The organism is Actinomadura sp. 6K520 (genome assembly GCF_004349245.1).
In the GTDB taxonomy this organism is placed as follows: domain Bacteria; phylum Actinomycetota; class Actinomycetes; order Streptosporangiales; family Streptosporangiaceae; genus Spirillospora.
This window is the reverse complement of sequence record NZ_SMLC01000055.1, coordinates 19,882-41,734: the sequence shown is the minus strand read 5'-3', so window position 1 is coordinate 41,734 and position 21,853 is coordinate 19,882. Positions and strand designations below refer to the sequence as shown.

At 73.2% G+C, this 21,853-nt stretch carries 17 protein-coding genes; 12 read left to right on the top strand and 5 right to left on the bottom strand.

The window, feature by feature from the left end; genetic code table 11:
- Together E1289_RS16935 and E1289_RS16930 are read right to left on the bottom strand one after the other, a co-directional pair.
- Window positions 1-1,194: MFS transporter (locus tag E1289_RS16935; RefSeq protein ID WP_131981178.1), on the bottom strand; the 1,194-nt coding region annotated here is incomplete at its 3' end.
- A gap of 153 nt (window positions 1,195-1,347) precedes the next feature.
- The gene (locus E1289_RS16930; RefSeq protein ID WP_131981176.1) at window positions 1,348-1,881 is read right to left on the bottom strand and encodes a TetR/AcrR family transcriptional regulator; all 534 of its coding nucleotides are present in this window, start codon (window positions 1,879-1,881) and stop codon (window positions 1,348-1,350) included.
- A 148-nt stretch (window positions 1,882-2,029) separates the two neighbouring features.
- Between E1289_RS16930 and E1289_RS16925 the strand changes: the two genes are divergently transcribed.
- The gene (locus E1289_RS16925; RefSeq protein ID WP_131981184.1) at window positions 2,030-3,205 is read left to right on the top strand and encodes a cysteine desulfurase family protein; all 1,176 of its coding nucleotides are present in this window, start codon (window positions 2,030-2,032) and stop codon (window positions 3,203-3,205) included.
- 74 nt (window positions 3,206-3,279) lie between these two features.
- Complete coding sequence (locus tag E1289_RS16920) at window positions 3,280-4,125, top strand: DUF1206 domain-containing protein (protein WP_131981174.1); 846 nt, start codon at window positions 3,280-3,282, stop codon at window positions 4,123-4,125.
- A gap of 25 nt (window positions 4,126-4,150) precedes the next feature.
- Here the strand turns inward: E1289_RS16920 and E1289_RS16915 are convergent, their stop codons facing one another.
- Window positions 4,151-5,227 (bottom strand): DUF695 domain-containing protein, encoded by a 1,077-nt coding sequence (locus tag E1289_RS16915; protein WP_131981172.1) that lies wholly within the window; start codon window positions 5,225-5,227, stop codon window positions 4,151-4,153.
- A gap of 67 nt (window positions 5,228-5,294) precedes the next feature.
- Here E1289_RS16915 and mnmA point away from each other — a divergent pair, with 67 nt between their 5' ends.
- The 5 genes from mnmA to E1289_RS16890 all read left to right on the top strand — a co-directional run bounded on the left by mnmA (window position 5,295) and on the right by E1289_RS16890 (window position 12,910).
- Window positions 5,295-6,383, top strand: a complete 1,089-nt coding sequence (mnmA, locus tag E1289_RS16910) for a tRNA 2-thiouridine(34) synthase MnmA (RefSeq protein ID WP_131981170.1) — start codon at window positions 5,295-5,297, stop codon at window positions 6,381-6,383.
- A 70-nt stretch (window positions 6,384-6,453) separates the two neighbouring features.
- Window positions 6,454-7,272 carry an LLM class F420-dependent oxidoreductase gene (locus tag E1289_RS16905; RefSeq protein ID WP_131981168.1) on the top strand — a complete coding sequence of 273 codons (819 nt, stop codon included), beginning with the start codon at window positions 6,454-6,456 and terminating at the stop codon, window positions 7,270-7,272.
- 25 nt (window positions 7,273-7,297) lie between these two features.
- The gene (locus E1289_RS16900; RefSeq protein WP_131981166.1) at window positions 7,298-8,314 is read left to right on the top strand and encodes a methionine synthase; all 1,017 of its coding nucleotides are present in this window, start codon (window positions 7,298-7,300) and stop codon (window positions 8,312-8,314) included.
- Between the two features lie 51 nt (window positions 8,315-8,365).
- Complete coding sequence (gene ligA / locus E1289_RS16895) at window positions 8,366-10,537, top strand: NAD-dependent DNA ligase LigA (protein WP_131981164.1); 2,172 nt, start codon at window positions 8,366-8,368, stop codon at window positions 10,535-10,537.
- Window positions 10,538-10,792: 255 nt separating this feature from the next.
- Entirely contained in the window at window positions 10,793-12,910 is a 2,118-nt protein-coding gene (locus E1289_RS16890) for an EAL domain-containing protein (protein WP_131981162.1), read from the top strand.
- A 222-nt stretch (window positions 12,911-13,132) separates the two neighbouring features.
- On the opposite strand, the gene E1289_RS16885 is transcribed toward E1289_RS16890, so the two are convergent.
- Window positions 13,133-13,378 (bottom strand): DUF6458 family protein, encoded by a 246-nt coding sequence (locus E1289_RS16885; protein WP_131981160.1) that lies wholly within the window; start codon window positions 13,376-13,378, stop codon window positions 13,133-13,135.
- Window positions 13,379-13,525: 147 nt separating this feature from the next.
- Here E1289_RS16885 and E1289_RS39005 point away from each other — a divergent pair, with 147 nt between their 5' ends.
- The 4 genes from E1289_RS39005 (at window position 13,526) to gatB (ending at window position 17,226) form a co-directional block, all read left to right on the top strand.
- On the top strand, window positions 13,526-13,837 hold the full coding sequence (locus E1289_RS39005) for a hypothetical protein (protein WP_207929006.1): 312 nt from the start codon (window positions 13,526-13,528) through the stop codon (window positions 13,835-13,837).
- A 94-nt stretch (window positions 13,838-13,931) separates the two neighbouring features.
- Entirely contained in the window at window positions 13,932-14,231 is a 300-nt protein-coding gene (gene gatC, locus E1289_RS16875) for an Asp-tRNA(Asn)/Glu-tRNA(Gln) amidotransferase subunit GatC (protein ID WP_131981158.1), read from the top strand.
- Complete coding sequence (gene gatA / locus E1289_RS16870) at window positions 14,231-15,727, top strand: Asp-tRNA(Asn)/Glu-tRNA(Gln) amidotransferase subunit GatA (protein ID WP_207929005.1); 1,497 nt, start codon at window positions 14,231-14,233, stop codon at window positions 15,725-15,727. Before gatC ends, gatA begins: the two co-directional genes overlap by 1 nt.
- Window positions 15,728-15,741: 14 nt before the next feature.
- Window positions 15,742-17,226, top strand: a complete 1,485-nt coding sequence (gatB, locus tag E1289_RS16865) for an Asp-tRNA(Asn)/Glu-tRNA(Gln) amidotransferase subunit GatB (RefSeq protein WP_131981180.1) — start codon at window positions 15,742-15,744, stop codon at window positions 17,224-17,226.
- Between the two features lie 34 nt (window positions 17,227-17,260).
- Here gatB and E1289_RS16860 read toward each other — a convergent pair whose 3' ends face one another.
- Window positions 17,261-18,376 carry a PQQ-dependent sugar dehydrogenase gene (locus E1289_RS16860; protein ID WP_131981154.1) on the bottom strand — a complete coding sequence of 372 codons (1,116 nt, stop codon included), beginning with the start codon at window positions 18,374-18,376 and terminating at the stop codon, window positions 17,261-17,263.
- 469 nt (window positions 18,377-18,845) lie between these two features.
- Between E1289_RS16860 and E1289_RS16855 the strand changes: the two genes are divergently transcribed.
- A complete protein-coding gene (locus E1289_RS16855; RefSeq protein ID WP_131981152.1) occupies window positions 18,846-21,686 on the top strand; it encodes a GGDEF domain-containing phosphodiesterase in 2,841 nt (946 codons plus the stop codon).
- The last annotated feature ends 167 nt before the right edge of the window (window positions 21,687-21,853 follow it).

Sequence of the window (21,853 nt, the reverse complement as noted above, 5' to 3'; positions counted from 1 at the left end):
GGCCCTGGTCATCGCCGCCGGGGCGGCGACGTCCGTGCCCGTGCCCAGCCGGACGAAGTGGGCACCGGCGGCGATGACCAGGGCCAGGACGATGACCGACCCTACGCCGACCCGCAGCGACGTGGCCTCCGCCAGGAAGCCGACGACGACCGGGCCGAGCAGGAGCCCGCCGTAGCCCATCGCGCCGACCTGCGCGACGGCCGCGGCGGGACGGTCCGGGGCGGCGGTGCCGGCCAGCGAGATCGCCGTCGGGACGACCGTGCAGACCACCAGCCCGGTCACGAAGAACCCGGCGATCGCGACGGCCGGGCCCGGGGACAGCGCGACCACGGTCATGCCGAGCGCGGTGCCCAGCCCCGCGCCGGTCAGCAGGCGCCGGGTGCCGACGCGCGTCCGGATCCGGTCGCCGACGAGCCGGCCGAGCAGCATCGCCAGCTCGAACACCGGGTACCCCGCCGCCGCGACCGCCTCACTGGCGCCCAGCTCCTCGTGCAGGAACAGGCCGCTCCAGTCGGCGATCGACCCCTCGGTCATGAACGCGAGGAAGCCGAGCACGCCGATCAGGTACACCGCGGCCGGCATGCGCCGCGCGCCGCGTCCGGTCCCGGAGGCGGCGCCCTGGCCGCCCGGGGCCGCCGGGCGGGGCGGGTCGGGCAGGTAGCTGCGGCCGAGCGCGAGACCGGCGGGCAGCGCCACCAGCGCGGCGGCCAGCACGGTCGCGGTGAACCCGAGCCCGGCCGCCGCCGTGGCGACGCCGAACACGCCGCCGCTCATCGCGCCGACGCACCAGCCGGCGTGCATGCCGCTCATCACGGGCCGGCGGTACGCCCGCTCGACGACGCTGCCCTGCGCGTTCATCGCGATGTCGGTGACGCCGAACGCCATCCCGAACAGGACGACGGCGCCGAGCAGCAGGCCGTAGGTGGGCGCGAGCGCCACCGCCGCGAACGCCAGCGAGGTCAGCGGCAGCGCGGCCCACAGGACGGCGCGGCTGCCGGCGCGGGACATCAGCCCGCGCAGCGCCTGCATGGCCGCGACCGCGCCGAGCCCCCAGACGAGGACGACGATGCCGATCTCGCCCTCGCCGGCCCCGAACTTCGCGGCCAGCGCGGGCAGGCGCGCCACCCACACTCCGATCAGCAGGCCCGCCAACGCGAAGGTCAGGAACGTCCCCGTACGGGCGCGGGACAGCATGGTTCACCTCTTTCTGGGCTCGGTTCTTCCCCGGTTCGCGGGGCGCGGCGGGGCGCACCCCGTGGCGGGACGGTGTGACGGACGTCATGGAACGATCCAGGCCGTTCCGGGCCCGGACCTCGGGTGGTCTCCCGGCGCGGCTCGCGCCGGGCTCTATCGCTCCAGCAGGCCCAGGAGCCGCTGCCGCAGAGCTTCGAGCTGGTCCGCGCCGTACAGCGCGGGTTCATGGCTCAGCACTTCCCACAGCCCCTCGGCCGCCAGCCGGACCACCGCCGCGAGGCCCGGGTCGGGATCCTCCGCGGGGTCGCGGCCGTGCCAGCGCCGCATCGCCTCGGTCAGCGGCTCGGCCTGCTCCGGGTCGGCCGCGGCCGCCGTGATGGCCGACCAGCGCCGGTAGGAGCGGGCCTCCCCGGTCAGGATCTCGAACGTGGCCTCGACGTAGGCCCGGGTGTAGGCGCCCGGTACGCCGTCGCCGTAGGAGGCGACGTAGGACGCGATCAGGTCGTCGAACTCCTCGATGACCCGCGCCACCATCGCCCGGACGAGCGCGTCCTTGGTGGGGAAGTGGTAGAGCAGCCCTCCCTTGCTGACGCCGGCGCGGTCGGCGACCGCGGTGAGCGTCAGCGCCTGCGTCCCCTGCTCGGAGAGGACGGTTTCGGCGGCGTCCAGGAGGGTGTCCTTCATCATGGTCCTCGCACTGTACCGTCTGGACGGTATACCGGCCAACGCCGGCCCCGCCGCCGCCATTCCCCGGCCGCCCGCCGTGCCCCGGACCGCCCGCAACCGGCGGGCAGCGGCGGGGAACACGAGTGCCGCGGCTACTGTTGACCACGTGGTGACCTACCTCGACCATGCGGCGACGACCCCGATGCTGCCCGAGGCGATCGAGGCGATGACCGCCCGGCTGCGCGAGCTCGGGAACCCCTCCTCGCTGCACGCGGTCGGCCGGCACGCCCGCCGGGTCGTCGAGGAGTCCCGCGAGATCATCGCGGAGGCGTTCGGCGCCCGCCCGAGCGAGGTCGTGTTCACCTCCGGCGGCACCGAGGCCGACAACCTCGCCGTGAAGGGCGTCTACTGGGCCCGCCGTGCCGCCGACCCCGCCCGGAACCGCGTGCTGGCCAGCGCGGTCGAGCACCATGCCGTCATGGACGCCGTGCACTGGCTCGCCGGCCACGAGGGCGCGCGGGTCGACTGGATCCCGGTGGACGAGCGGGGCCGCGTCCGTCCCGAGGCGCTGCTGGAGGCGATGGGCTCCGGCGACGACGTGGCGCTCGCGACCGTGATGTGGGCCAACAACGAGGTCGGCACCGTCCAGCCCGTCGCCGAGCTGGCCGCCGCGGCGCGCGAGCGCGGCGTCCCGCTGCACACCGACGCCGTCCAGGCGGCCGGGACGCTGCCCGTCGGGTTCGCCGCGAGCGGCGCGCAGGCGCTCACCCTCACCGGTCACAAGCTGGGCGGCCCGCTCGGCGTCGGCGCGCTGCTGCTGGCCAAGCCGAAGGAGCCCGTGTTCCTCGACCCGGTCCCGCTGCTGCACGGCGGCGGGCAGGAGCGCGACGTCCGGTCCGGGACGCTCGACGCGCCCGCGATCGCCGGGTTCGCCGCCGCCGTCCAGGCCACGGTCGCGCACCGGGACGCCGAGGCGCGGCGCCTCGCCGAGCTCCGCGACCGGCTGATCGAGGCCGTCCGCGCCGCCGTCCCCGACGCGATCCTGAACGGCGACCCGGTCGACCGGCTGCCCGGCAACGCGCACTTCTCCTTCCCCGGCTGCGAGGGCGACGCCCTGCTCATGCTGCTGGACGCCCGCGGCATCGCCTGCTCCACGGGCTCGGCCTGCTCGGCGGGCGTCTCCCAGCCCAGCCACGTGCTCATGGCGATGGGCACCGGCGCCGAACGCGCCCGCGGCTCCCTCCGCTTCACCCTCGGCCACACCTCCACCGAGGCCGACGTGAAGGCCCTCGCCGACGCGATCGGCCCGGTCGTGGAGCGCGCCCGCCGCGCCGGTCTCGGCTGACACGCGTTTGACCATCCCTTTAACGGGGACAGCCCTGCCGTCCTTGAGGGCCGTCCTTGAGAAAAGGGAGCGCGATGGCGACGGAAGGCGATGTGAAGCAGGCCGGCCGCAGGGCCGCCGGACACCCGTGGTTCCACCACCTCTCCCGGGTGGGCCTGGTCGCCCGCGGCCTCCTCTACCTGCTCATCGGCTGGCTGGCGCTCCGGGTCGGGTTCGGTGACGGCGGCGGCAAGGAGGCCGAGCGCAAGGGCGCCCTCCAGATGGTCGCGGACGGGCCGGGCGGCACGGTCGTCCTGTGGCTCATGGCGGCCGGGTTCGCCGCGCTCGCCGTCTGGCAGTTCGCCGAGGTCCTGTACGGCCGTCCCATACCGGACGGTGACAAGTTCCACGAGCGGCTGGGGTCGGCGGCCCGCAGCGTCGTCTACGCGGGCGGTGCCGCGGTGACCCTCGGTTTCCTGTTCGGCTACCAGGGCACGTCGAGCGACAAGCAGTCCCAGACGTTCACCGCGCGGGCGATGGGCGAGCCCGGCGGCCGATGGCTCGTGCTGGCCGTCGCGGCGGGATTCCTGGTGTGGGGCGGGTACGTGATCGTCGACGCCGTCCGCCGGGGATTCCTGGAGGAGCTGGACACCGGCCGGATGAGCCGGGCCGCGCGCCGCTTCGTGCAGCCGTTCGGCATCGCGGGCAACACCGCCCGCGGCCTCATCGGGGCGGGCGTCGGGGTGTTCCTCGGCTACGCCGCCATCACGTTCCAGCCGGACAAGGCCAAGGGCCTGGACGGCACCCTCCGCGAGTTCGCCGACGCGCCCGCAGGGACCTGGGGCCTGCTCGCCGTGGCCGCGGGACTGGTCGTCTTCGGCCTCTACTCCTTCTGCGAGGCGCGCTGGCGCAAGGTCGACGCATCGCGTCCGGGCTGGTAGGCCCCCGGCGGCTCCCCGCGCCGCGTCAGGGCTGGTAGGGCGCCAGGGCGCGCCAGCCGGGATCGCTGGTGGAGGCGACCTTGGCCTTGCCCTCCGGCCACGCGGCGGCGAGCTGGTCCAGCTCGGAGATGACCCCGGAGTCGGGATCGGCGTAGAGGTGGAAGACGCGCAGCCCGTCGCCGGTCTCGTGGACGGCGAGGACGGCGCGGTCGCCCAGCTTGGCGAGCTTCTTCTCGAAGGCGCGCAGCGCGCCCGACGACGGCTCGACGGGGAGGCGGTCGGGGTTGCTGTTGGCGTACGGGACGCTGATCGCCACGTGCAGGTCGCAGAGCGGGTAGTCCTGGCGGTGCAGCGGGAACCGGGCGCCCAGCCGGGCGGGGTGCCCGCGGGGCGTGCGGCCCTCGCCGGTGAGCCAGGCGGGCTCGGCGAACGGCTCGGCGACCTGCTCGACGACGGCGGCCAGCATCGACGGCGGCAGCGCGTCGATCGGCGCCTCCGTGGCGATGGTCACCTCGCCGATCCAGCGGGCGACGTCGTCCTCGCCGAGGGCCCAGTGCAGGACGTTCAGCGCGACCTGGAGCCGCTGCTCCTCCGACACGAACAGGAAGTCGGGATGGTAGGCGGTGATGTGCACGCGGGCCCGGTCGGTGTCGGCGCGCATGCCGAGGCGGACGTACTCCAGGTCGAACTCGTGGTCGCCGAGGGCGAGGTCCTGGGCGAGCATCTCGGGGTCGGGCTGGCGCGCCGGGTGGAAACTCCATCCGCCCGCCGCGGCGCCGGACGGCGCGGACCGCGCCCAGCGCTCGGTCAGCCCGCGCAGCTCGGGGGCGCCGCCGCCGGTCACGGTGAGCGAGGGGGCGCGGTCCTCGGCGCCGCCGATCTCCCACTGCAGCCCGGAGTGGATCTTGTGGACGCGGCGGGACAGCTCCTCGATCGCCTCCGCGGACAGGCCCTCGCCGGGCGTTTCGGGCTCGGGCTGGTCGGGCCCGGCGGCCAGCGACGCCTCGATCGTCGGGCGCGCCTGTGCCCACCACTCCCAGAACTCGCTGATCGCGGGCGGTGTCACCGGTGACGCCTCGCGCGGACGACGGAAGATTCCCATAGCGGCCCCAATCGTACGCGTAAATGCTGTCGGGGGATCGGGCCACGCCGCGTACGCTCGAAGGACTATGACTTTGCGCGTACTCGCCGCCATGTCCGGCGGCGTCGACTCCGCCGTGGCCGCCGCCCGTGCCGCAGAGGCCGGGCACGATGTCACCGGCGTCCACATGGCCCTGTCCAGCAACCCCCAGTCCTACCGTACGGGGGCGCGCGGCTGCTGCACCCTGGAGGACTCCAGGGACGCGCGCCGCGCCGCCGACGTGATCGGCATCCCGTTCTACGTGTGGGACCTCGCCGAGCGCTTCCACCGGGACGTGGTGGAGGACTTCGTGAGCGAGTACGCGGCGGGCCGCACCCCGAACCCGTGCCTGCGCTGCAACGAGAAGATCAAGTTCGCGGCGCTGCTGGACCGCGCGATGGCGCTCGGCTTCGACGCCGTCTGCACCGGCCACTACGCACGGCTGGACGCCTCCGGCCCGGCCCCCGTCCTGCGGCGCGGCGTCGACGCGGGCAAGGACCAGTCGTACGTGCTGGCCGTGTGCACCCCCGAGCAGCTCGCCCACGCCCTGTTCCCGCTCGGCGACACGTCCAAGGCCGACATCCGGCGTGAGGCGGAGCGGCGCGGCCTGCAGGTGGCCGACAAGCCCGACAGCCACGACATCTGCTTCATCGCCGACGGCGACACCCGCGGCTTCCTGGCCGAGCGGCTCGGCGCGGCGCCCGGCCCGATCGTCGACACCGACGGCAACGAGGTCGGCGAGCACGAGGGCGCCTACGCCTACACGATCGGCCAGCGCAAGGGCCTCCGCATCGGCACCCCGGCGCCCGACGGGCGTCCCCGCTACGTCCTGGACATCTCCCCGGTGACGAACACCGTGACCGTGGGGCCGCGCGAGTCGCTGGACGTCACCGAGATCGTCGGCGAGCGTCCGGTGTGGCTGAGCGACGTCCGGAGCGGTCCGTTCGACTGCGAGGTGCAGCTCCGCGCGCACGGCGAGGTGTACGCCTGCACGGCCGAGGAGGACGGCGATGACCTGCGCATCCGCCTGGCCGCCCCGGCCCGCGGCGTCGCGCCGGGCCAGGCCGCCGTCCTGTACGACGGCGACCACGTCCTGGCCTCCGCGACGATCATCGACACGGCCCGCGTCCCCGCTTAGCCGAGGGCCTGGGAATCAGGCCGGGCGCGCGGGGCTTATGGTCGCGTAGGCGATACATGGGAGGCGTGCCGTGGAGTTCGGTGTTTCGACGTTCGTGACCGATGACGGGATCGCGCCCGCCGCGCTGGGGCGGGCCCTGGAGGAGCGCGGGTTCGCGTCGCTCTACCTGGCCGAGCACACGCACATCCCGGTGAAGCGGGAGACGCCGTGGCCGGGCGGGAGCGAGCTGCCGCGGCACTACTACCGGACGCTCGACCCGCTGGTCGCGCTGACCGCCGCCGCGACCGTGACCGAGAGGCTGCGCGTCGGCACCGGCATCGCGCTGGTGATCCAGCGCGACCCGATCGTGCTGGCGAAGGAGGTCGCCTCGCTCGACCTGGTCTCCGGCGGGCGGGCCGTGTTCGGGGTCGGCGCCGGCTGGAACCGCGAGGAGATGCGCAACCACGGCACCGAGCCGGCGACCCGGATGCGGCTGCTCCGCGAACGCGTGCTGGCCATCAAGGAGCTGTGGACCGAGGACGAGGCGGAGTTCCACGGCGAGTTCGTCGACTTCGACCCGGTGTTCTCCTACCCCAAGCCCGTCCAGGACCCGCACCCGCCCGTCATGATCGGCGGCTCCGGGCCGACGACGTTCGACCGGGTCGTGGAGTTCGGCGACGGCTGGATGCCGATCTACGGGCGCAACACCGGCGAGCTGGCGGCGCAGATCACCGAGCTGCGGGAGCGGGCCGGCCGCCGCGTCCCGGTGACGCTCTTCGGCGTGCCGCGCGACCCCGGCACGGTCGAGGAGCTGAAGGACGCCGGGGTGGACGAGGTCCTGTTCAACCTGAAGACCCTGCCCGAGGACGACACGCTCCGCTACCTGGACCGGCTCGCGGAACTGCTGTGATCACCGCGCCGGTAGGGTGCCGTGTGTGACGACCAACTACCCGTGGCAGGCCGGGACGGCGACCGGGATCGGGTCGTGGCCCGGTGCGGACCCGGCGGAGGCGCTGCGGATCGTCCTCGGTGAGCTGCCGGAGCTGCCGCATCTGCCGGAACTGCCCGCGCGGGGCCCGGGCGCCGACATCACCGGCCGTACGGCCGGGCTGCTGATCGACATGCCGGTGCACCTGGAGCCGTCCGGGTGGCGCTTCTCCGACCGTCCAGGACGCGACACGCTCCGCTCCCGCGACCACCTCGCCCGGGACCTGGACGTCCTGGAGGAGCTCGCCGCGGCCCACGACGGGCCGTTCAAGATCCAGGTGTGCGGGCCGTGGACGCTGGCCGCCACGATCGAGCTGCGGCACGGCGACCGGGCGCTCAAGGACCCCGGCGCCGTCCGCGACCTGGCCGCCTCGCTCGCGGAGGGCGCCGCCGCGCACGTCGCCGACGTCCGGCGCCGGCTGCCCGCCGCGGAGATCGTCCTGCAGCTGGACGAGCCCGCGCTGCCCGCGGCGCTCGCCGGTACGGTCCCGACCGCCAGCGGCTTCTCCCGGCTGCGGGCGATCGAGGAGCCGGTCGCGGAGCACACGCTCCGGACGGTGATCGAGACGGTCTGCGCGGAGGGCGCCGCATACCCGGTCGTGCACTGCTGCGCCCGGGACGTCCCCTTCGCCCTGCTGCGGGGCGCGGGCGCGCGGGCGATCTCGGTCGATCTGAGCCGGGTGCCGCGGCGCGACGACGACGCGGTGGGCGAGACGATCGACGCCGGGACGGGCCTCCTGCTCGGCGCCGTCCCCGCCACCGACACCGCTCTGCCGTCCCTCCGGGCGACCGCGGAACCGGTGCGGGAGCTGTGGCGGCGGCTCGGCTTCCCGCCCGCGCGGCTGGCCGAGCAGGTGGTGATCACGCCCGCGTGCGGGATGGCCGGCGCGTCGCCGCGGTACGCCCGCGCCGCCCTCGCACGCTGCCGCGACGCCGCGAGGATGCTCTTCGAGGCGGCCGCGTAGCCGGGTGTGGCGGGGCTCGTATTGTCGGAGGCGTTGACGACAATAGGGGGCATGACCATGAGCGATGGCGTTCCCACCGAGGCCCGGCAGCGGCATCTGGAGCTGAGCCGGGAGATCGACGAGGCCAACTACCGCTACTACGTCCTCGACCAGCCGTCGCTCACCGACGCCGAGTACGACCGGCTGCTGCGGGAGCTCCAGGAGCTGGAGGAGCGGTATCCGGAGCTGGTCACCCCCGACTCGCCGACGCAGCGGGTGGGCGCGCCGATCATCACCGACTTCGCGACCGTCGAGCACCTCGAACGGATGCAGAGCCTCGACAACGCGATGAGCGCCGACGAGCTGGTGGCGTGGGACGAGCGCGTCGTCAAGGAGGTCGGCGAGGTCGCCGGGTACCTGTGCGAGCTGAAGATCGACGGGCTGGCCATCGCGCTCACCTACGAGAACGGGCGGCTGGTGCGCGGGGTGACCCGCGGTGACGGGCGCACCGGCGAGGACGTCACCAACAACGTCCGCACCATCGCCGACATCCCGCACCGGCTGGCGGGGGAGGGCTGGCCGGACCTCCTGGAGGTCCGCGGCGAGGTCTTCCTGCCCGTCGAGGGGTTCGACCAGGTCAACGCCGCGCAGGTGGAGGCCGGCAAGGACCCGTTCGCCAACCCGCGCAACGCGGCCGCGGGGTCGCTGCGGCAGAAGGACCCGCGGGTCACCGCGCACCGGCCGCTCGGCATGCTCGTCCACGGGTTCGGGGCCTGGCGCGGCGGCGGGACGCGGCCGGACAGCCAGTCCGGGTCCTACGAGCTGATGCGCGGCTGGGGGCTGCCCGTCAGCGACCGGTACCGGGTCCTCGACGGGATGGACGCCGTCCGCGCGTACATCGCCGAGTACGGCGAGAACAGGCACGGCACCCCCTACGAGATCGACGGGGTGGTCGTCAAGGTCGACCAGTTCTCGCTGCAGCGGCGGCTCGGCTCGACGAGCCGGGCGCCGCGGTGGGCGATCGCGTGGAAGTACCCGCCGGAGGAGGTCAACACCAAGCTCCTCGACATCAAGGTCGGTGTCGGCCGCACCGGGCGCGTCACCCCCTACGGCGTGATGGAGCCGGTCAAGGTCGCCGGATCGACCGTCGAGCGGGCCACGCTGCACAACGAGGGCGAGGTGAAGCGCAAGGGCGTGCTGATCGGCGACACGGTCGTCCTGCGCAAGGCCGGCGACGTGATCCCCGAGATCGTCGCGCCGGTGACCGCGCTGCGGGACGGGTCCGAGCGCGAGTTCGAGATGCCGTCGCACTGCCCCGAGTGCGGCACGGAGCTGGCCTACGAGAAGGAGGGCGCCGCCGACATCCGGTGCCCGAACACCCGGTACTGCCCGGGGCAGCTGCGCGAGCGGCTGTTCTTCGTCGCCAGCCGCAACGCGCTGGACATCGAGGCGCTCGGCTACGTGGGGGCGACCGCGCTGACGCAGCCGCTCGAACCGGCCGAGCCGCCGGTCAAGAACGAGGGCGACCTGTTCCACCTGACCGTCGACCGGCTCCTGCCGATCCGCAGCCTCGTGCTGGATCCGCGCACGGGGACCTCCAAGACCGACCCAAAGACCGGCGAGCCCAAGGTGGTGTCGTTCTTCGCCAACAAGGAGGGCGAGCCGAAGAAGACCGTCGAGGTCCTCTTCGAGGAGCTGGAGAAGGCGAAGAAGCAGCCGCTGTGGCGGGTGCTGGTGGCGCTGTCGATCCGGCACGTCGGGCCCTCGGCGGCGCGCGACCTGGCGCGCGAGATGCGCTCGATGGACGCGATCGCGAACGCCTCGGAGGAGGAGCTGGCGGCGGTCGACGGGGTCGGGCCGACGATCGCGGCGTCGATCAGGGCGTGGTTCGAGATCGGCTGGCATCGCGAGATCGTCGAGAAGTGGCGGGCCGCGGGCGTCCGGATGCAGGACGAGGGGGCGGCGGGCCCGCGCCCGCTGGAGGGCGTCACGGTGGTGATCACCGGGTCCCTGGAGAGGTACAGCCGCGACTCGGCGACCGAGGCGGTGCAGCGGCTCGGCGGCAAGGTGTCGGGTTCGGTGTCGAAGAAGACGGGCTTCCTGGTCGCGGGCGACAGCCCCGGGTCCAAATACGACAAAGCTGTCAAACTGGGCGTTCCGGTCCTGGCGGAGGAGGGCTTCCGCGTCCTGCTGGCCGATGGGCCGGATGCGGCCAGAAAAGTGACGGTGAGCGCCGACGGGTAACGCGGTGTGTTCGGGGTACTTCCACCAGGTTTGCGTTACTCAGGGGTACACTCCAACTACCCAACGGTGAGGGGTGGGTTGCAACATGGGCATAACGCAACGTACGCAATCGGTTTCGCGAAGTTGAGCGAAGGCCGTACTCTCCCTCTCATCACGACCTACACCTGAATCTCCGGACGTAACGCCCGGGGGGCGTCCCCCGAGGCCGGGGACGCCCGGTGCCGGGGGACGGCCCCCGAACCCCCCGAGGATGTGATGAAGGACCCGAACAACACGCGGAATACGGCCCCGCGCCGCGGCTCCCCGTTGTGGATCTACTTCGTCGTCGTCATCCTGCTCGGCGTGGCCGCCTGCGCCACCGCGTTCTCCGGGCTGAGCGGCGCCGACCTGGACGCGCTCGCCGGCGCGCCGGTCTTCTGGATCCTCGGCTGCTTCATCATCTACGGCGAGCTGCGCCCGATCATCACCCCGGGCTCCAGGGAGAACAACGGCGCGACCACCTCCACGACCTTCTCGTTCGCCGCGCTCCTCTACGCGGGCCTGCCGATCGCCGCCGCCCTCCAGGTCATCGCCGTCATCACCTGCGGGGTACTGCGCGGCCGCGGCCCGCAGCGCATCGCCTTCAACGCCGCCCAGTACACCCTCAGCCTCGGCGCGGCCCAACTCGTCCTCGCCGTCTTCGGCGTCCTCGCCACCCCCACGAACCCGTGGGTGCCGGACGGCGGCGACCTGCCCGCGATAGCGCTCGCCGGCGCCGTCTACTTCGCCTGCAACCACACGCTCGTCGGCTCCGCCGTCGCCCTGCACGAGCGGATCTCGCTGACGAAGGCGCTCCGCGTCGACCTCGGCTACCAGGTCCTCGTGCACCTCGCGCTGCTCGGGCTGGCCCCGCTGATGGTCGTGGCGATGGACCGCTCCGCCCTGTTCGTGCCCCTCATCGTCCTGCCGTTCATCGCGGTGTACCTGAACGCCTCGGTCTCCGTCCGGCGCGAGCACCAGGCCCTGCACGACGGGCTCACCGGCCTCCCGAACCGCAAGCTCCTCATCGTCCGGACCGAGGAGGCGCTCACCGAAGTGCGGGGCGCGGAGGCGCGCGGCGCCGGGAGGCGCGGCCCGTTCGCCGCGGTGGGAAGACCACGCCGCCGCAGCGAGCCGCCGCACGACCGCGCCGGCCTGTTCCTGCTCGACCTCGACCGCTTCAAGGAGGTCAACGACACCCTCGGGCACCCCACCGGCGACCGACTCCTCCAGCTCGTCGCGCACCGCCTCACCCACAGCGTCCGGCCCGGCGACCTCGTCGCGCGGCTCGGCGGCGACGAGTTCGCGGTGCTGCTGCCGTCCGTCCGCGACGAGGCCGCCGCCCGCGAGGTCGCCGCCCGGCTCCGGGCCGCGCTCAGCGAACCCGTGCGGCTCGACGGCATGTCGTTCGAACTGGAGGGCAGCGTCGGCATCGCGCTGTTCCCCGACCACGCGCCCGACTTCGAGCTGCTCCTCCAGCGCGCCGACGTCGCCATGTACAACGCGAAGGAGGCCCGCACGGGCGTCGAGATCTACTCGCCCGCCAAGGACCGCAACTCCCCGGCCCGGCTCAGCATGCTCGGCGACCTCCGCCGCGCCATCGACCGCTCCGAGCTGGAGCTGTTCTACCAGCCGAAGGTCTCCCTCCGGGACGGCCAGCTCGTCGGCATGGAGGCCCTCCTGCGCTGGCGGCATCCCGACAAGGGCGTCCTCGAACCGGAGGCGTTCCTGTCCGTCGCCGAGCAGACGTACCTGATGCGCTCGATCACCCACCACGTCGTGGAGGCGGCCCTCACCCAGGCCGCCGCGTGGTGGCGCGAGGACCTCACCGTCCAGGTCGCGGTCAACGCCTCCGGACGCGACCTCCTCGACACCGGCCTCACCGAGACGATCGAAGAGGGCCTGCTCGCCCGCGGCCTGCCCGCAGCGGCCCTCCAGCTTGAGATCACCGAGCGGATCCTGATGAACGAGCCCGCCTACGCCTCCGACACCGTCAGCGCCCTCGCCGACCTCGGCATCCCGCTCAGCCTCGACGACTTCGGCACCGGCTACTCCTCGCTCGTCCGCCTCAAGCGCCTCCCCGTCGAGGAGATCAAGATCGACGCCTCGTTCGTGGGACGGCTCGCCGACTCCACCGAGGACGCCGTCATCGTCCGCTCCATCGTCGACCTCGTCCGCACCCTGGGCCTGCGCTCGGTCGCCGAAGGCGTCGAAGACCCCGCGACCGCCCAGACCCTCCGCGAGATGGGCTGCGACGCCGCCCAGGGCTGGCACTTCGGCCGCCCCATGGACGCCGACACCGCCACCGACTGGCTCCGCCGCCACATGCAACGAGCCCCCGAACCCGCTGCGTAGTTCATTGCATTGCCCTTGGCGTCAGGCGCTAGGGCGCCTTCCTTCGGCGGGCAATGCGCGCGATCGCTGCATCGCTCCGGCTCGCCTTGCGGCTCGCTGCGCGATCAGGTTTCTCGCTTCGCTCGAAACCTGCCTCCGGACGCGATCGCAGGCGTTGAGGTTGCCGCGGGGTTGCGGTGGTGGCTGATGTGGTCGCGTCAGTGAGTGCGGCCGGTGTGCAGCTCAGTATCCCCGGCGGTACTCGTCCTCGTAGTAGTGCTCTTCGCGGACTACGGGTGGGGGCGGGCGGCGGTCGACGGCGCGGCGGGCGGACACCATCCGGACGATGCCGATGACAAGGCCGACCAGGCCGCCGATCATCAGGATCACGCCGACCAGGCGGATGTCGATGCCGCTGACGTCGTAGTTGACCGCGTAGGCCAGGATCGCTCCGATGATGAGGAGCGCGATGCTGCCGCCGATGGTCACGGCGGTCTCCTCTCGCTCGTCCTGAGGGACGACCAGAGAGTTCCCGCACTGGGCGAACTAAACAATGTGGGTTGATTTCTGGAAAATTCATCGCAAGATCGTTGGACTCGGGGTCAACAGTCGGTGGGCGTCGCTACTGTTCCGCCCATGGGTAACAGTTCCCGGGTGGCCGTCGCGCTCATGTCCATGGCGGGCGCGATCGCCTGCTTCATCTTCTCCATGATCGCGGTGACCGCCGACAGCAACCAGAAGTACGCCGTCCAGGTGGCCATCCTCGGCGGGTTCGGCGTGCTCGCGCTCGCCACCTTCGCGGGGAGCATCCTCTCGGGCGCCTCCGCCGTCCCGCCGCCGTACCGGCCGCAGCCCATGCCGCCCGGTGCCGCGGGCTACCCGCCGTACCCCGGCCAGCCGCAGCCCGGCTACCAGCCCCATCCGGGCCAGGCGCCTCCCGGGCAGTAATGGCGGCTTGCCGGGTGGCGATCGGGTCGGGTGAGAGGGGTGCGGGCCATAGGATGGGCGGCGAATCCCATCGATCCGCAGGAACGGTTTTCTCATGTCCGCCATCACCCGTGATGAGGTCTCGCACCTCGCCCGGCTGTCCCGGCTGGCGCTCGGCGACGATGAGCTCGACCATCTCGCCGCCCAGCTCGACCAGATCATCTCCGCGGTCGCGCGGGTGCAGGAGGTCGCCGCGGAGGACATCCCGCCGACCTCGCACGCGCTGCCGCTGACCAACGTCTACCGGGCCGACGAGGTGCGGGAGTCCCTCGCGCCCGAGCAGGCCCTCGCGGGCGCGCCCGCGGCAGAGGAGCAGCGCTTCCGCGTCCCGCGGATCCTGGACGAGGAGGCCTGATGGAGCTGGTCGGGAAGGGGGCGGCGGAGCTCGGGGAGCTGCTGGCCGCCGGCGAGGTCTCCGCGGTCGAGGTCGCCGAGGCGCACCTGGACCGCATCGCCGCCGTGGACGGCAAGGTGCGGGCGTTCCTCCACGTCGATCGCGAGGCGACGCTGGCCCAGGCCCGCACGGTGGACGAGCGGCGCGCGGCGGGGGAGGAACTCGGCCCGCTGGCCGGGGTCCCCATCGCGCACAAGGACGTGTTCACCACGACGGACATGCCCACCACGGCGGGGTCCAAGATCCTGGAGGGCTGGCGGCCGCCGTACGACGCGACGGTGACGGCCCGCCTCCGCCGGGCCGGGCTGGTGATCCTCGGCAAGACGAACATGGACGAGTTCGCGATGGGCTCGTCCACGGAGAACAGCGCCTACGGCACGTCGCGCAACCCCTGGGACCTGGAGCGGATCCCGGGCGGGTCGTCGGGCGGCTCGTCCGCGGCCGTCGCCGCGTTCGAGGCGCCGCTGTCCACGGGCACCGACACGGGCGGCTCCATCCGGCAGCCCGCGGCGGTCACCGGCATCGTCGGCATGAAGCCCACCTACGGGGGGTCGTCCCGGTACGGCGTGATCGCGTTCGCGTCCTCGCTGGACACGCCCGGCCCCTTCGCCCGCAACGTGCTGGACGCGGCGCTGCTGCACGAGGCGTTCAGCGGCCACGACCCGATGGACGCGACGTCGGTGCCGGAGCCCGTGCCGCCGGTCGTGGAGGCCGCGCGCCGCGCCGACGTCGCGGGGCTCCGCGTCGGCGTCGTCAAGGAGTTCGCGGGGGAGGGCTACGAGCCGGGCGTGTCGGCGCGCTTCACCGAGGCGGTCGAGCTGCTGGAGTCCCTCGGCGCGAAGGTCGTCGAGGTGTCCTGCCCGAACTTCACGTACGCGCTGCCCGCGTACTACCTGATCGCCCCGTCGGAGTGCTCGTCCAACCTCGCCCGCTTCGACGCGATGCGCTACGGCCTGCGCGTCGGCGACGACGGCACCCGCAGCGCCGAGGAGGTCATGGCGCTGACCCGCGCCGAGGGCTTCGGGCCGGAGGTCAAACGGCGCATCATGCTCGGCACGTACGCCCTGTCGTCGGGCTACTACGACGCCTACTACGGCAAGGCCCAGCAGGTTCGCACGCTGATCAAGCGCGACTTCGAGGCCGCGTTCGAGCAGGTGGACGTGCTGGTGTCGCCGACCACCCCGACGACCGCGTTCCCGATCGGCGAGCGCGCCGACGACCCGATCGCGATGTACCTGGCCGACCTGTGCACGATCCCGGCCAACCTCACCGGCAACGCCGCGATCTCGGTGCCGTGCGGCCTCGCCGACGGCCTGCCGGCCGGCCTGCAGATCATGGCGCCCGTCCTCGGCGACGACCGCGTGTACCGCGTCGGCGCCGCCGTCGAGCGGGCCCTCGAAGACCGCTGGGGCGGCCCCCTGCTGGCGCAGGCCCCGGCACTGGTGGAGGCGAAGTGACCACTCCGACGCTGATGGACTACGACGAGGCGCTCGCCAGGTTCGAGCCGGTGCTCGGGATCGAGACGCACATCGAGCTCGGCACCGCGTCGAAGATGTTCTGCGGCTGCGCGACCGGGTTCGGCGCGGAGCCGAACACCCAGGTGTGCCCGGTGTGCCTCGGGCTGCCCGGGGCGCTGCCGGTCACCAACCGCGCCGCGATCGAGGGCATCATCAAGATCGGCCTGGCGCTGAACTGCGACATCGTCGAATGGTGCAGGTTCGCCCGGAAGAACTACTTCTATCCGGACATGCCGAAGAACTTTCAGATCTCGCAGTACGACGAGCCGCTGTGCGTCGACGGGCACCTGGACGTCGAGGTCGAGGGCGAGACGTACCGGATCGAGATCGAGCGCGTCCACATGGAGGAGGACACCGGCAAGTCGCTGCACGTCGGCGGCACGACCGGCCGCATCCACGGCGCCGAGTACTCGCTGGTCGACTACAACCGGGCCGGCATCCCGCTGGTCGAGATCGTCACCAAGCCGATCGTCGCGACCGGTGCCAAGGCCCCGCTCGTGGCCCGCGCCTACGCGACCGAACTCCGCGAGCTGGTCCGCTCGCTCGGCGTCTCGGACGTGCGCATGGAGCAGGGCTCGATGCGCTGCGACGTCAACGTCTCGCTCATGCCGCGGGGCGCGACCGAGTGGGGCACCCGGAGCGAGACCAAGAACGTCAACTCGCTGCGGTCGGTGGAGCGGGCCGTCCGGTCGGAGATCGAGCGGCAGGCGGGCGTGCTGGCGGACGGCGGCCGCGTGGTCCAGGAGACCCGCCACTTCCACGAGGACACGGGCCGCACCACCAGCGGCCGGAGCAAGGAGGAGGCGCAGGACTACCGCTACTTCCCCGAGCCCGACCTGGTGCCGATGGCGCCGGCGCGGGAGTGGGTGGCGGAGATCCGCGCGTCGCTGCCGGAGCTCCCGGCCGCGCGGCGGCGCCGCATCCAGCGGGAGTGGAACCTTTCCGACCTGGAGCTGCGGGACGTCGTCAACGCCGGCGCCGTCGACCTCATCGAGGCGACGGTCGCGCACGGCTCGGACGCCGCGGCCGCCCGCAAGTGGTGGATGAACGAGCTGTCCCGCCGCGCGACCGAGCAGGGCGTCGAACTGGCCGACCTGCCGATCACGCCCGAGCAGGTCGCCCGCGTCCAGGCGATGATCACCGCCGGTGAGCTGAACGACAAGCTGGCCCGCAAGGTGTTCGAGGGCGTCGTCGCGGGCGAGGGCACCCCGGACGAGGTCGTCGCCGCCCGCGGCCTCAAGGTCGTCAGCGACGACGGCGAGCTGTCCGCCGTGATCGACCAGGTCATCGCCGACAACGCCGACGTGGCCGACAAGATCCGCGCCGGGAAGGTCGCCGCCGCCGGCGCCCTCGTCGGCGCCGTCATGAAGGCCACCCGGGGCCAGGCCGACGCCGGCCGCGCCCGCGAGCTCATCCTGGAGAAGCTCGGCGCCTCCTGACGCCGCGCCGCCGTTCCCCTCGGCCGGCCGCCGGCTAGCCGAGGGGAACGTTCATGATGCGGTCGTCGTCGGGGGCCGGGTCGCCGCGGCCGTCCTTGTTGCTGGTGGCGAACCACAGGGAGCCGCCCGGAGCCTCGGCGACGGCGCGGATCCGGCCGAAGCCGAACGCGAAGCGCGCGGCCGGGCGGCCCGCCTCGCCGTCGTCGAGGGGCACCTGCCAGAGGCGTTCGCCGCGCAGGGCGGCGGCCCAGAGGGAGCCGTCGGCGTAGGCGAGGCCGGACGGGGACGCCTCGTCGGTCGTCCAGGTCAGGAGGGGGTTCGTGAACCCCTCGCGGTCACCCTCGCCTTCGACCTCGGGCCAGCCGTAGTTGTTGCCCCGCTCGATGAGGTTGATCTCGTCGAAGCGGTTCTGGCCGAACTCGGTGGCGTACATGCGGCCCTCGTCGTCCCAGGCGAGCCCCTGCACGTTGCGGTGGCCGTACGTCCAGGTGCGGTTGCCGAAGGGGTTGTCCGGGGCGGGCTTCCCGTCGGGGGTGACGCGGAGGATCTTGCCGCCGAGGGAGTTCCTGTTCTGGGACAGGCCGCTGTCGCCGGCGTCGCCGGTGGCGATGTAGAGCATCTTGTCCGGACCGAACGCGATGCGGCCGCCGTTGTGGTTGCCGGCCTTCGGGATACCGGTCACGACGGGTTCCAGGGAGCCGAGTTCGCCGCCGTCGTAGGAGGCGCGGACGACGCGGTTGTCCGACGCCGCCGTGAAGTAGAGGTAGACGAGCTTGTCGGCGGAGTACCCGGGGGAGACGGCGACGCCCATCAGCCCGCCCTCGCCGCCGGGTTCCACGCCGGGCACCTTCCCGATGACCGTCTTCTCGCCGGACCGGGTGACGCGCATCAGGCGGGCACTGTCGCGTTCGGTCACCAGGGCGTCGCCGCCCGGCAGGAACGCCACCGCCCAGGGGACCTCCAGACCGGTGGCGACGGCGCGCGGTTCACCGGGCTCGGCGGTTCCGCCTGCCCCGCCGCCCGTCCCGGCCGTGCCGCTCGCGGTCGCCGGCGGCGGGGTGCGGGCCCCGCCGTCCTCGTCGGAGGACGGCGACCCGCAGGCCGCGAGCACCAGCGCGGCCGAGACCAGGACGATCGTGTGCCTTGGCATGAGCAGATTACCTCCCGTAGGTAGTACGGATCCGCGTGGCCCGCCGTTCCAATCCGGCCGCGGTCATTCCCGCACGGCGCGAGGTTCGTACCCGGACCCGGTCCCCGAACAGTGTTCACTCTCCGTGCCGCCGGGCAGGGCGCCATGTCCGTGACGACCGGCTTTCGGGTGTCCTAAATAGGTTTTCGACAAGGTCGTTTGTCTCCGGGAGGACGCTCAGCCTCAATCGCTCCGTGACCTATGGAACGTACATTGAGCGCGACGGTGATCCCGTAGGGCAGCGACGACGCTGATCTCCGGCGGGCGAGGCCGACCCGCCCGCCACCGGCCCGCGCCGACCCCGCGCGGGCACGATTCACGATCTTCCGTCCGTTATATGGCGAAGATCGGGAACCCGAAATCTCCCCTGGCGCGGTGCGGCGTCTGCAGGGACCGAACGCTCCACCGGGGCAGGAAGGGACACGGCGCGATGAGCGGCGACTACGCCAGGCGGGTGCCGCCGCGTGCGCTGCCGGTCGCCATGGCCGCCGTCGTCGGCGTCCTGTACGCCACCGGTTCGCTTCTCGGCTGGGGCGGCAGCGCCTTCATCACCTGGGCCGAGGCGGGCGCCGCCGGCGCCGCCGCGGTGTCCCTGCTGCTGTCGGCCCGGCGGCCGAGCGGGGGGACGCCGGGCACCGCGCCCGGCGGCGTCTGGACCGCCTCCTGGCGCTGGTACGGGATCGCCGCCGCGTCGTGGTTCGCGGGCGCCGTGGGCGCCGCCCTCATCGACGGGTACCGCCGCAGCGCCCTGTCCCTGTCGGTGCCCGACCTCTTCTACCTGCTCGCCCTGGTGGCGCTCGTCATCGGCCTCGTCGCGCCGATCAGGCTGCCCCGGGACGGGGGGACGTGGCTGCGCTACGCGGCCGACACCTACGTCTGCGCCTGCGCCCTCTTCGTGCTCGGATGGGTCGCCCTGTTCGGCGCGCTCTACCACCGGTCGGGGGAGTCGCCGCCGGAGTTCCTGCTGGAGCTGCTGTACCCGCTGATCGGCATCGTCTTCGTCTGCGGCGCGCTGCCCTTCGTGCTCGGGGCCGCCCGCGGGCACCGGCGGCTCGCCTGGATGGGGTACGGCGCGCTGACCGCCATCGCGGCCGCCGACATCGTGACGACGTTCGTCCGGCTGGACGGCGGCGGACCGGCGGACGACCCGTCCGACATCCTGCGCCTGGCCGGGCTGCTGCTCCTGCTGCTGGTGCCGTGGACGGGCCCGGCCGCCGAGCCGGCGCCGCCGGTCGACGACATCCCCGACGACGTGGCCGAGCCGGACGCCGTCGCCCGCACCGGCGGGAAGCAGGGCCGCATGATCGGGCCGGGCATCGCCCCCGCGGCCATCGCCGCCGCGGCCGCCATGTTCATCGCGGGCCACGCGCTGACCGGGCACAACGGCCTCGAACCCGGCATCTCGATCGTGGCGGGCACGGCGGCGCTGGTGCTGCTCGCGCGGCTGGCGGGCCTGCTCCGTGAGAACGACGCGCTGCGCCGCGCCGTGGAGACCGGCGAGGAGCACTTCCGGGCGCTGTCGGAGAGCATCAACGACGCGGTGCTCATCTGCGACGTGGACGCCACCGTCCAGTACGCCAGCGCGGGCGCCCTGCGGACGTACCACTACGAGCCCGACGAGCTGCTCGGGCGCCCGCTGCACGAGATCGTCCACCCGGAGGACCTGCCGCGCGTCGAGGAGGTCTTCCTCGAAGTCCTGGACGACGAGTCCGTCGACGAGGCGCTGCGCGTGTCGTGCCGGGTGCGCGCGGCGGACGGGACGTGGCTGCCGACCGAGTCCACGATCTCCCGCTACAGCGGCTCCGACGGCGCGCCCACGCGGCTGCTCGTCACCACCCGGGACCTCAGCGAGCAGGCGGCGCTGCAGCGTCAGGTGGCGCACCTGACGTTCCACGACGGCCTGACGGGCCTGCCCAACCGGTCCTACTTCGAGGAGCGCACCCGGGAGGTGCTGTCGCGGCACGAGCCGTCCGGCGGCGAGGTCGCGGTCGTGTTCGTCGACCTCGACGGCTTCACGGCGGTGAACGACTCCGCCGGGCACGCCGCCGGTGACCAGGTGCTGGCGCAGGCCGCCAGGAGGCTGCGCGCGACCGTCCACTCCGACGACACGGTGGCCCGCTGGGGCGGTGACGAGTTCGCCGTCCTCGTCCAGCTACCGCCGGACGACGGTGAGACGCGCGCCACTGTGGAGCTCGCGGGACGGCTCCTGCGCGCACTTTCGGCCGACCCTTATCAGGTCGGCAACAAGCACATCGTGCTGACGGCGAGTGTCGGCATCGCCTTCGCCGGGGACGAGGAGCGGCCCGCGGGCGCGGCCGGGAACGCCGCCGAGGCGGGCCGCCGGCTCCGCCGCACCGCGGCCGACCTGCTCCGCAACGGCGACCTGGCGATGGCCCGCGCGAAAGCGGCCGGCGGCGGGCGCGTCGAGGTGTACGCGCCGCACATGCACGCGGACGTCGTCCGGCGCCTGGAGCTCGGCAGCGACCTCCAGCAGGCGCTGGCCGAGGAGGAGTTCGCGATCGAGTTCCAGCCCATGGTGGACCTCGCGACGTCCCGGGTGACCGGCGTGGAGGCGCTGCTGCGCTGGTGGCGGGGCGGCGAGGCCGTGCCGCCCGAGGAGTTCATCGGCCCGGCGGAGGAGTCCGGCCTGATGATCCCGCTCGGCGACTGGGTGCTGCGGGAGGCGTGCCGGGAGGTCGCGCGGTGGCGCGGGGACGCGTGGGACGTCGGCCTGTCGGTCAACTTCACCGCCCGGCAGATCGCCGCGCCCCGGTTCGTGGAGTCGGTCGCGGCGGCGCTGGAGGAGACGGGGCTGCCGCCGCAGGCCCTCACGCTGGAGGTGCGCGAAGAGGTCCTCGTCGAGGACGCGGGCCAGAACGTGGAGCGCCTGTCCGAGCTGCGGAACCTCGGGGTGCGCCTCGCGATAGACGACTTCGGCACCGGCTACGCCTCCCTCGCCTACCTCGGGCAGCTCCCGGTCGACGTCATCAAGATCGACCCGTCGTTCGTGGCGGGGCTCGGGTCGGACGAGACCCGCACGCTGCTCACCCGGACGATCGTGCGGCTCGGCAGCGACCTCGGGCTGACCGTGGTCGCGGAGGGCATCGAGCGGCCCGAGCAGCTGGAGGCGCTGCGCGAGATGGGCTGCCCGCGCGGCCAGGGCTTCCTGGTGGCGCGCCCGATGGCGGCCGGGCGGGTCGAGTCGCTGGTGCGCACCAACCTCGAAGGGCACGCCCCGTCCGGCGATGTCGCGCTGCCGCTGCCGGGCTGAGCGGCACGGGAGATCGTCTCGACATTTGAGACAAAGCGTCCACAGATTTGACCGGGGGCCGGACATCGGCGAAAGTGGGCTCGTGCAGAGCACCAGCACCATCCTCGTAGTACTTGGTCGGCGCGCAGGCTGATCAAGCTCCTCGTCCTGCGCGCCTCCCCTCGACC